At 43.5% G+C, this 12,565-nt stretch carries 4 protein-coding genes; all 4 read left to right on the forward strand.

Annotated elements, in window-relative coordinates; genetic code table 11:
• Positions 1-2: 2 nt before the first annotated feature.
• Positions 3-1,847, forward strand: coding sequence for a bifunctional homocysteine S-methyltransferase/methylenetetrahydrofolate reductase (locus ACE1TF_RS12500; protein WP_375017190.1), 1,845 nt, complete (start codon positions 3-5; stop codon positions 1,845-1,847).
• Between the two features lie 848 nt (positions 1,848-2,695).
• Positions 2,696-8,494, forward strand: a complete 5,799-nt coding sequence (locus ACE1TF_RS12505) for a pullulanase (protein WP_375017192.1) — start codon at positions 2,696-2,698, stop codon at positions 8,492-8,494.
• A 185-nt stretch (positions 8,495-8,679) separates the two neighbouring features.
• Positions 8,680-9,681 carry a spore cortex-lytic enzyme gene (gene sleB, locus ACE1TF_RS12510; RefSeq protein ID WP_375017194.1) on the forward strand — a complete coding sequence of 334 codons (1,002 nt, stop codon included), beginning with the start codon at positions 8,680-8,682 and terminating at the stop codon, positions 9,679-9,681.
• 11 nt (positions 9,682-9,692) lie between these two features.
• Complete coding sequence (ypeB, locus tag ACE1TF_RS12515; protein ID WP_375017196.1) at positions 9,693-11,051, forward strand: germination protein YpeB; 1,359 nt, start codon at positions 9,693-9,695, stop codon at positions 11,049-11,051.
• The last annotated feature ends 1,514 nt before the right edge of the window (positions 11,052-12,565 follow it).

The raw sequence follows: 12,565 nt of genomic DNA on the forward strand, positions 1-12,565 counted from the left end.
TCATGGTGAAATTTATTGAAGCTTTACAAAAGACAATCATTATTGGTGATGGTGCAATGGGAACCCTTCTTTACAGCCAAGATATTACCGGATCAATTGAACAGGCGAACCTTTATGCAGCGGAACAAGTATACGAAGCCCACTTGGAATATGTAAAAGCAGGCGCCAATCTTATTCAGGCGAATACATATGCTGCGAATCGCTTAAAGTTGAAGAATTACGGGCTAGAGTCACAAGTTACTCGAATTAATGAAGCCGGTGTGGAACTTGCAAAACGAGCAGCGGCACATTCTGACGGAACGTATGTAGCCGGTACGATTGGCGGTATTCGGGATGGTCGGTCAAGTGAGTGGACCGATGAAGAAATTGATGACGCAATTTTAGAACAAACAAAGGCACTATTAGCGAGTTCACCCGACGTCATGCTACTTGAAACGTACTATGATTTGCACGAGCTTATTCGTGCCATCCGGCTCATTAAAGAGCAAGATGCATCCATCCCGATTGTTGCCAATGTGTCCTTAGGAGATGTGGGTGTGCTGCACGGAGGCATTTTGCTTCAAGATGCTTTGCAAAGGTTGCAAAGTGAAGGTGCAGATGTTGTCGGTTTGAATTGCAGAATGGGCCCTGCTCAAACGATTACATCCATTAAAGAGAGTGATATTCCGACGGATTTATTGTTGTCTGCCTATCCAAATGCAAGCTTACCAGGCATCCGAGATGGAAGGCTTGTCTATCAATCCAACCCAAATTATTTCAAAAGTCAGGCAGTGTCCTTTAGAAATTTAGGCGTAAATCTCATCGGAGGTTGTTGCGGAACGACACCCGAACATATTCGTGCGTTAAAAGATCAGCTTAAAGGTAAAGAGCCGATCAAACGACAAACGTCAAATAACCATTATGTTCGTTCAAAACGACTGGAATCAAAAGATCACCCTGTTTCGAATCAAAAGGTACCGAGCGTCATTGTTGAACTTGATCCACCGAAGTCTTTATCGAAATTGGACATATTTGTGGACGGCGCAAAAGCTTTAACCGAAGCAGGTGCGGATACAATTACACTCGCAGATAATTCGTTAGCGACATCGAGAGTGGACAATGTCGCTAGTGCTACACTTATTAAACAAAGAACGAGTGCGAGCCCACTTGTTCACATTGCTTGCCGGGACCGAAATCTCATCGGCATGCAATCTCACCTTCTTGGCTTGCATGCACTCGGCATTACCGATGTGCTAGCAATCACTGGAGATCCAACGAAAGTGGGTGATTTCCCTGGAGCATCATCGGTGTATGACCTCACGTCATTTGATCTGATCTCTATGCTAAAAGAAATGAACGAAGGGTTTTCCCATTCTGGTCGTTCACTCGGTGTGAAAACAAATTTCCGAGTTGGAACCGCATTTAATCCAAACGTCTCTTCGATGGAAAAAGCCGTTAAACGATTAGATAAGAAGATCAAACTAGGTGCGGACTTTGTCATGACACAACCGGTCTATGACGTAGATACACTATATGCATTGAAAAAAGCAACTGCACATATTAACGTGCCAATTTATGTTGGCATTATGCCGCTCATTAATAGTCGCAATGCAGAATTTCTTCACAATGAAGTGCCTGGAATTACCCTTACGAAACAAGTGAGAGAACGTATGCAGTCTTGTGGTCAAGATGTGCAACGAGGGGAAGAAGAAGGGTTACAAATTGCGAAAGAGTTGCAACAACATAGCTTATCGTTATTTGAACGTGTATATCTCGTTACCCCATTTTTGCGCTATCATATTACGGCTTCCCTCGTTCAAGACGCAAAGGCACAATTATCTAAGCAACAATTAAACACGCTTCATTAAGTTGTCCGTTTGTTGTAGACGAACTTCAGCAGATGAAGAGCCGTCCCCCGTTTTTCGGGGCGGTTTGTTATGTATATAGCAAAATACGTTATATAGAATGAACTTACCATTTTCCTGATTGCAAAGTTTGTTGTTGTTTTCCACTGCAGGCGCATGGTCGTACTCCAGCGCACAAGTGCAACATCGGTGGTCAAAGTACGCATATCGTGTTTTCTTGACACTCCCAATCATAAGAGCAACACGGTTCGCGTTTTTGCCTACTGGTCACGGTGTGGAAAGACGCCCAAATGCCCCATATATTCATTTTTGTGACATTTGGGAAAGAAAAATCATCATTTTGTACGTGGATGTGCACATAAACGAAGTCAACGGTCACAAATCGCGATATATGGGACCGTTGAGGACCGAAAGTACTCGGTTAGAAGGCTGGATTGTCACATACGTGCCAGACCATCACACACTTGCGCCAGGTGGTTCCCATCGGTCACACCTTTTTGCAATTCAGCAAACGGCTTCTGTGTTTTCCACAACCCTTGGAGTAAAGAACAACGATCGACATCGAAGTGAGATGAACTTCAACAGACGATTGGTAGGCGTTTGCCTGCAAAGACAGATCTCGGTCATCGAATTTAGTGAAATTTTTTTCGTTCAACTCATATAGCACACTAGGTTCAAGCAGGAAAGTTATGAATAGGTCTTTTGTACTTCGTGATTTATAGGAATATTGTTTGTTTTATATGAATGTGAGATTTACACGAACAAATAAGGTATGATTTAATTGAAAGCGCTTACTACATGTTTGTGTTTTTGTGCAACCGGTTACATTATTTGAAGAGGAGGAAGGGTTAATGAGCCATTTTACAAGGAGAAATACGTTTGCAAGCTTTATGATTTTTCTGTTGCTTGTGTCGACGGTGCAATCGTTGTTCACCGCTTATCCGGCAAGTGTTGGAGCAGAACAACCGGTAAACGACCACCACGTCGTCCAGTTAACGTACGACCGTACTGATAACAACTATGATGATTGGGACGTCTGGGTATGGGGGACAGGGGTGCAAGATGATCAGATTGAATTTTCACATATTGAAGATGGCAACGCAGTTGCATATATTGAGGTTGCCCCTTCAGTGAAAGAAATTGGTTTTATCATAAAAAAAGGGGACTGGGAGAACCGGGAACCAAATGGTCAAGACGTTGACCGGTCAATACGAATTAATCACAATGAACCGATAACAAAAGCGTATGTTACCGAAGGGGTTATGGATGTACATACGATTAAAGAGATGACAGGACCACAGTTAAGAGATGGGAATGCACAGTTTTACTACCGTGATTCTAAGTTGTTTGCACAAAACAAAATGGAAGACATTGACCGAGTGGAACTGGCGATTTTAGGTGAGCAGTTTGAAATGACGTATAACGATCAAGAAGAGCGCTATGAGTTTTTATATGAAAACCTTCCTGAAGGAGAACATCCGTATTCTTACATCGTAACGATTGGAGACGATACGTACGAAACAGCGGATCCATTTTCCGAAGAGTCCGTCATTCGTTATGTGAATGAAGAAATGATATTTGATACGTCTGTCGATCCAGAACAGATGAATTTCAACGAAAATGCTGTTCTATCTATTGATATAGAAGGAGCGGGTGTAAATCAACTATTTGCGGATACGACGTCTCTAGGCGGTCCGTCAGAATTAGAAGTCGACCTTGATCTCATGGAGGTCACGTTGTCGGTAACGAGAGCGACGAGTGCCGGAGTTAAAGAAATCCCGGTGACAGCCATTGATGAGTACGGAAATTCTTCCACAGTGAATGCTGAAATTGAAGTGACAAAACGGGAATATGAAGATGAAAATGATTTTGATTGGGATGAAGCTGTCATTTATTTCTTATTAACCGATCGCTTCTTTGATGGCAATGAAACAAACAATGACCCTTACGATTTAGGTTATGAAAATTATGGGCAACACCATCGCGGAACGTATCAAGGTGGTGATTTTAAAGGGATTACGAAAAACCTTGATTATCTTGAAGATCTCGGTGTGAATACGATTTGGATCAGTCCTATTGTTGAAAATGTCGCTCATGATGTTCGATTTACCGATGAAGATGAGCCTGCAGGACATCCTTATTTTGGGTACCATGGGTATTGGGCAAGCGATTTCACCAAATTAAATCCTCATTTTGGAACGATGGAAGAATACCATGAGATGATCGATGAAGCGGCAGCACGCGACATGAAAATTATGGTTGATGTGGTTTTAAATCATACGGGTTATGGGCTTAAAGAAATCGATGGAGAGATTCCGGATGAAGAACGCCCGCCTGGATTTCCAACGGATGCAGACCGTGAGCGTTTCGCTGATTTAATTAGGCAAGGTGGAAATGTCGGAGAAGATGAAGTGACAGGCGAACTTGCTGGGTTGCCAGACTTCATTACCGAGGACCCGGCTGTAAGAGAACAAGTGATTGAATGGCAATCTGATTGGATTGAGAAGTCGACGACGGATGCGGGCAACTCGATTGATTATTTTCGCGTTGACACGGTAAAGCATGTCGAGGATACGTCGTGGCAAGCATTTCGAAATGAATTAACAAAACGAGCCCCACAATTTCAGTTAATTGGGGAGTCTTGGGGAGCGGGTCAGAATAATGACCACGGCTATTTACGGTCAGGCATGATGGATTCATTATTAGATTTTGAGTTCAAGTATACTGCCCTTGATTTCGTAAATGGGAATCTTCAACAAGCGAATCAACAGTTGGTTGAGCGAAATGAACAGATGGACAACACGGCTTTGCTCGGGCAATTTCTTGGTAGTCACGACGAAGAAGGATTTTTAGAGCGAGTTGATGGCAATGTTGGGAAGCTGCTCGTAGCCTCTTCGCTACAAATGACGGCAATCGGTCAACCCGTGATCTATTACGGAGAAGAGCTTGGTTTGAGCGGTATGGATAATTATCCTTACTATGATAACCGATACGATATGCCTTGGGAAAAGATTGAGGATGACAATTTTGCAGGAAATGCAGTAAGGGAACATTATCGATCCATTCTCGCATTTCGAGATGAACATCGAGAAGTGTTTGCGTCTGGTGAGCGTAAAACAGTTGCAGGGTCAAACGAAGAAGGGCACATCGTCTTTGAGCGATCTATTGATGAAGATGCTGTTTACGTTGGGTTGAATGTCAGTGAGGAAGAAAGACTACTTACGTTACAAGTGGATTCTGCAGATGCAGTCGTTGTTGATGCGTACCAAGGTGAAACTTATGAAGCAAGTGAGGAAGGGATCATAACGCTTTCGATTCCGAGTATGAGTGATGGCGGTACGGTGTTACTCACTGTGGAAGGAGGACAACTCGTAACGGATGAATCGAGTGACATTCCAGAAGATACCCTTCGGGTTCATTATCAACCAGGGGAGTATGCCGTAGACGATCTAGGTTTATGGGTGTGGGAAGATGTTGCAGAGCCTTCAGAACAACAAGGTGCCTGGCCTAATGCAGCACAACCTTTTACAGAAGGAACTCATGAAGATTTTTCGATTTACACGGATGTTAAACTTTTGCCAGAAGCTGAGACGGTCGGTATGCTCGTTAATACGACGACGGGGGAGAACATTACTGGTGATGTGTTCGTGGAGCTCATTTCTGACGACTTGAATGAAGTTTGGTTAACTGAAGACGGGCGAGTGTATTTATACGAGCCTCATAGCGAAGATGACATTTTGCGCGTCCATTATAAGAGTGATGAACTTGACGACTGGGGGTTATGGACGTGGGGCGATGTGCGTTACCCAACTGAAAACTGGCCAGAAGGTGCGCATCGTTTCGCAGAGGAGAATAAGTACGGCCATTATGTCGATGTTGAAATCGAGGACGGGGCCGAGATCGTTGAATTTTTACTCGTAAACCGAGAGACGGGAGAGCAATCTGGGAACATGAACTTCGCCAACTTGAGTGAGCATCGTCAAATATTTTTACAAGCTGGTGATACAAACGTGTACACAAACCCTTATTATGTATTCGGTGAAGGGATGGAGTACGGCTGGTTAGTAGACGAATCAACCATTGACGTTGTATTTTCATCGACGGAAGTTTTTGCAGAGGAAGATTTGCTAGAAAATATCGAGCTTGTAAATCGTATGGGGCAGTCCGAGACTATCGGAGGAGTAACGAAAACAGATGATGGTCAAACGGTTGAATTAACAGGAGATTTTTCAGCAGAAGACGCTCCTTATACGGTTCACGTATATGAGGAGGAGATGTTGGTCTATCCGACGTGGCAACTTAAAGATGAGAAACTTTCCTACGATGGGGATTTAGGGGTTGATCTTCATGAAGATGGGACAGCGACGCTTAGCGTATGGTCTCCATCTGCAGATGAGGTTCGGGTCGTTCTCTACGATAAAGACGACCATCATACTGTAGTGCGTAGTGACATTTCAATGAGTCGTCAAAACCGTGGCGTGTTTGAAGTTGAACTTACAGAAGAAAACACCGGTATTTCAGATTTGCGAGGGTATTATTACCATTTTGAAATCGAGAGAGCGGGCGAAACAGTGCTCGCACTAGATCCATATGCGAAGTCAATGGCTGCTTGGGATCATACGGATCCACAAGTACCGATTGGGAAAGCGGCAATCGTTGATCCATCAACGATTGGACCAGAGTTAGAATTTGCGGACATTCCAGGGTATGAGAATCGAGAGGACGCGATTATTTATGAAATTCATGTACGTGATTTCACGTCAGATCCTTCGATTTCTGATGAGTTGCAAGCGAGGTTTGGAACGTTTGCTTCTTTTGTTGAAAAGCTCGACTATATTGAAGACCTTGGTGTGACTCACATTCAATTACTACCCGTCATGAGCTACTTTTTTGCTGATGAACTCGGTGCTTCTGAGCGGATGCCCGAGTATGAAGCGAACAATACGAACTATAACTGGGGCTATGACCCTCATAGTTATTTTTCGTTGACGGGGATGTATTCGGAAGACCCTACTGATCCTGAAAAGAGAATTGAAGAATTTAAAAACTTGATTCATGAGATTCATGAGCGTGATATGGGTGTCGTGTTGGATGTTGTTTATAATCATACAGCTCGCGTGGAAATATTCGAAGATTTGGAACCCCACTATTATCACTTTATGGATGCTAATGGCAGCCCGCGCACGAGTTTTGGTGGTGGTAGATTAGGTACAACTCACGAAATGGCCCATCGAATTCTCATCGATTCCATTACGTATTGGGTTGAAGAATTTAACATTGATGGGTTTCGATTTGACATGATGGGTGACCATGATGCGGAAACGATTCAAATGGCATATGACGAAGCAAAAGCACTGAATCCGAACATCTTAATGATTGGAGAAGGTTGGAGAACGTTTGTCGGGGATGAAAACGATCCAGATGTGATGCCAGCTGATCAAGATTGGATGCAACATACAACAGCTGTTGGCTCATTCTCAGATGATTTTCGTAATGAATTGAAATCTGGGTTCGGCAGTGAAGGGGAGCCGAGATTTCTTACTGGTGGCGAGCGAAACATTCAAAGAATTTTTGATAACGTAACGGCACAACCTCACAACTATACCGCTACGAATCCGGGCGACGTCGTTCCATACATTGAAGCACACGATAATTTAACGTTGCATGATGTGATTGCGCTGTCGATTCAAAAAGATCCAGACGAGCATCAACAAGAAATTCAAGAGCGAATTCGACTTGGAAATACGATGGTGTTAACCGCTCAAGGCACGTCATTCCTTCATGCAGGTCAAGAGTATGGCAGAACGAAACAATTCCGAGAGGAGACCGATGAAGCTCCATACAAATCGACGTATATGACAGATGAACAAGGTGAGCCTTTCCACTATCCATATTTCATTCACGATTCGTATGACTCTAGTGATGCGATTAACAAATTCGAGTGGGAAAAAGTGAACGACGAAGAGCAATACCCAGACCATGTGAAAACGAGCGAGTATACGAAAGGGCTAATTGAACTCCGTCGGTCGACGAATGCGTTCTCGCATCATTCCATGGAAGCGATCGAAGAAAATGTGTCACTTATTGATATTCCAGAAATTGGAGAAGAAGATCTCGTCATCGGTTATGAAGCACGTTCGACCGATGATACAGGAGACTACTACGTATTCATCAATGCAGACGAAACAACGAGAACACTTTCGTTAAATGATGTTCGCATTGAGGATGCTCGTGTCATTGTTGACCGTGAAAAGGCAGGAGTGAACGTCATTGATTCACCAACGGGTATGACGTACGTTGACAACACGTTAACGATCGAACCGCTTACCGCTATTGTGCTGCGTGTCGGTGAAGAACATCCTGAACAATCAGCAAAAGAACTACTCAATGAGCTTCATGACAAAACGCGAGAACATATCCAATCAGGAAATGTTCGTGGGTCACTGTCTTCATTACTATCATTGTACACACGACTTGCGCTTCTTTATGAAGCGATCGAGCGAGATGAGTTAGCAACACATTATGTGGACAAGTATGTCCATTACATTACATTGAGCGCTCATGCTAGACAGATTGACGAAGAAACAAAAGAGGAACTATTACACTTGTCAGAGCAGACGATCAAAGCTTTGCAAAAAGAATCTGAATAGCATTCTTTTAAAAGATCAAGGGTGGGTTATCCATCCTTGTTTTTTTGTTCTGCCTTGGTGAAGGCGACACAGTCTCTATCTGTGAAACAACTCATCATCAATGTTTTAGAAACGCATGAATAATTTTCTTCTACATTTTAGAAACTATGTACATCACAGACAGTGAAGTGAGTGTAGAAGGAGGAATGGAAATGTTCAAATGGAGCAAGGCGGTTAGCGTCGCTGTACTTACGATTACGATGATCAGTGCGATGCCTCAAACGAGCGAAGCGTTTTCTGATCAGATTATCCAAAAAGGAGCGACTGGAGACGACGTCATCGAACTTCAAGCAAGGCTTCAATACATTGGCTATTATAATGACACCATTGATGGTGTTTTCGGTTGGGGCACGTATTGGAGTGTCAAAGAGTACCAAGAAGCATTTGGGATGGAAGTGGATGGGCTTGTCGGTGATGATCTTAAAGCAAGGTTAGATAAGACGACGAACTATGATGAAGCTTTCGTGAAAGAAGCGTTGGAGAATGGTCGGAATTTCACCCATTATGGTTCGACGCCTTTGGACATTCAAAAAGGGCCAAAAGGAAGTAAAGGCGGTCAAAGCCAAAGTGAGGGCGATCGTCAACAAGAAGGTGGAGGCACCTCTCAAGCTCCTGAACGTTCAGGAGATAATCAAGATGGAGGTAACCAAGAGAGCCCGCCGCCAAATACTGGTAACAATCAAGGTGGCGAAGGTGATGGTAATGGTGAGCAACTAGAGACAGGTGAAGAACAACCCGAAGAACAAGGTAATGAAGCAAACATTCATAAAGCAACGAATGTCCCAGATGGCTTCTCAGAAAATGATATTCAAATTATGGCAAATGCCGTATACGGAGAAGCACGTGGTGAACCTTATCAAGGGCAAGTGGCAGTTGCCGCTGTTATTATTAACCGAATGAATGATTCTGACTTTCCGAATACAGCAAGCGGTGTCATATTTGAGCCACGGGCATTTACTGCCGTAGCCGACGGTCAAATCTATCTCACGCCAAATGAACAAGCAAGGAAAGCAGTGCTAGATGCGATAAATGGCCAAGACCCGTCAGATGGTGCGACGTATTATTACAACCCACAAACCGCAACATCGCAATGGATTTTCGGTCGACCGACGATTAAACAAATTGGCAAGCACGTGTTTGCTGATTAAGGAGGAAAACAATGTTTCGAGCCATTACGATTGCCGTGTTAGCGGTTGCTCTGCTCGGTACAGGAATTTTTGCCTATCAAGAGCATCAAGAAAAAGAAGCGCTAGCCATTAGTCATGAGAACAACTATCAACGTGCTTTTCATCAGCTAAGTTATCATATGGATCAGCTAGAAGACGAGTTAGGAGCCTCACTTGCGACCAATGGATCTTCCCACTTTACGGGCTCACTCGCAGAAGTTTGGCGAATCTCGTCACTCGCTCATAATGAGATGGGTGAACTGCCGCTTGGGATGATTCCTGTAAATGAAACAGGAGAGTATTTAGCGAATGTCGCTGAGTTCACGTATGAAACTGCGATTCGTGATCGAAATGATGAACCGCTAACTGACGAGGAATATGAAAAGCTGGAGCATTTTTATGAACAGGCAGGGGAAATGAAGCATGACTTGAGAACCGTTCAAGCCCAAGCGCTATCTAATGATATCCGCTGGAGTGATGTTGAGGATGATCTCATTAATGAGCGTGAACCTGCTGAAGGAACGATGGTACACAGTCTAAAAACGATTGACAATAAAGCAAAAGGCTTTTCAGAAAACAACTGGAATGACGACAGTCAGTTTGAAAAAGATGTAAACAAACGACTTGTGAAAACGTTAAAAGGCAAACAAGAAGTAAGTGAAGAAGATGCGAAAGACCGCGCTCGCGCTTTTCTTGGCTTGCCAGAGAATACCGATGCTAACGTTGAACCACTAGGAGAAGGGGTACCTTATGAAGGGTACCAAATTACGATCGAAGACCCAGATGGTGAAAGAAATTACATGCTAGATATGACAAAAAAAGGCGGCTTACCCCTTTGGATGATGCAATCGCGAACGATTACAGAACCAAAAATCAGTCTGAATGAAGCCTCCGAAATTGCGAAAGAGTTTCTTGAAGATAACGGAATTGAGAACGTGCAACTTGTGGATGGTAAGCAGTATGATACGATGGGTGTTTTTGAATTTGTACCCGTGGCTGACGATGTTCGTCTCTACCCAGATGGGTTGTTGCTTGAAGTTGCACTGGACGACGGAGATGTGATTGGTTTTAAAGGAAGCAACTACTTTGCAAACCACCGTGAACGCCATGACCTCTCTCCAGACCTTACGCTAGAAGAGGCATTGGATGAAATTCACCCAAATGTCCAATCACGTGAAGAACATTTGGCGGTCATTGAAAATCAAAGTGGAGAAGAAGTTCTCGTCTATGAGATTTACGGAACGATGAACAACGATACGTACCGAGTGTACATTAATGCAAACAACGGTTTTGAAGAAGATGTGAAACGAATGCAAGCTGCCGAACCCGTCTACGATGTGGATGTAATGTAAACAGAAAAGGTCGTCAAAAGTCTGTAACAGGCTTTTGACGACCTTTTTATTGGTTATTGACGTTGAGGTTTGTGTGTGGGAGGCGCTGCCTATGATCCGTTGTAAGGTACCTGAAATCGGTAAATGTGTACAACACGTTCGTGGTGGCTGTATGTAACCAAAATCCGCCGCCGCAATCATTGAGGTCACTGAAAAAGAGAAGTTTAAAATCATACAACAGTGTTTCGCTTGATATAATAAGAAAATTCCATCAAAGGCCCTGCCTATGATGGAATTTTCTTCCTTTAAGAACAAATTTCAGCAGGAATCCCCACATAGAAAGGCTATATTCCCACATAGACGGTTCTATGATGGGATTCTTAACGATCGTAACGCGCTAAGTTGTTGATATCCCCACATAGATCTGAACAATACGTCGAGTTAACGAGTAACTTAAGAAGAGGGACGTTAATTTTTCAGCGCCCACCAATCATTGAACGTGGGACTAACGCACGTTTCTTCGCTACCGTGAATGTCAGCATCTACGGTACTTGACTCGTTTGTATAGGGGTATTGCTCGGTATGAAAGTAAGGGTGTGGCAGCAACATAGGCCGCCACAATTGAATATATACCATGATGTACGGACGAAGAAGCCGAAAAGAGTGGCTGAGCTCAATAAAAGCGATCTATACGAGTTGATTTATAGAAACTCATTCAGCGACAAGGCCGGGATTTACAATGGAATTTAGCGTCAAATTCAATCACACTCCACATAGACTTGCTGCGTCCGAAAACTGAGCATTGGAGAGGGCGTGGGAGTAAAATCTTACCATAGATGGTTATAAGGTAAGATTTTACTTGTTATACGAGGCGTTTTAATAAGAATCCTCCCATCGGGGCGAGAAATCTTACGATAGAATGACCAATGGTAAGATCTCATCCGAAAACGCTAGCAAAATTGATAAAATCCTACCATAGCAAATCACCACCTTATTCACATCCCACATCGTTTGAGTTAACGAATAACTGCAGTATGGTTCATTTCACTTATATAACAAGGTCAGCACGCTATATAGGATGATTTTAGCATTTTCTTAATTGCACAGTTTGTTGTTGCTTTCCACTGATGTCGGACGGTCGTACTCCATAGCACAAGGGCAACATCGGTGGCGTTTTCTATTAACCCCAGAGTATAAGGACCACATTCCCTCGCCGCTTCGGTGTGCGGAAAGAAGCCCAAATGCCCCATATAGTCATTTTTGTGACACTTGGGATAGAAAAATCATCATTTTAGACGTGGATGTGCACATAAACGGAGTCAACGGTCACAAATCGCGAGATATGTGACCGTTGGAGGCCGAAAGTGCCCGGTTTAAAGGCTCGATTGTCACAAACGTGCCAGGAGATGTACACACTTGCGCGAGGTGGTGACCATTGGTCACGTCTTTTTACCATACAACAAACGTCTTCTGTGTTTCCCACAACTCTTGCAGTAACGAACAACGATCGACATCGAAGTGAAATCAATTTCAAC

It is taken from the genome of Geomicrobium sp. JSM 1781026 (assembly GCF_041949955.1).
In the GTDB taxonomy this organism is placed as follows: domain Bacteria; phylum Bacillota; class Bacilli; order Bacillales; family Marinococcaceae; genus Geomicrobium_A.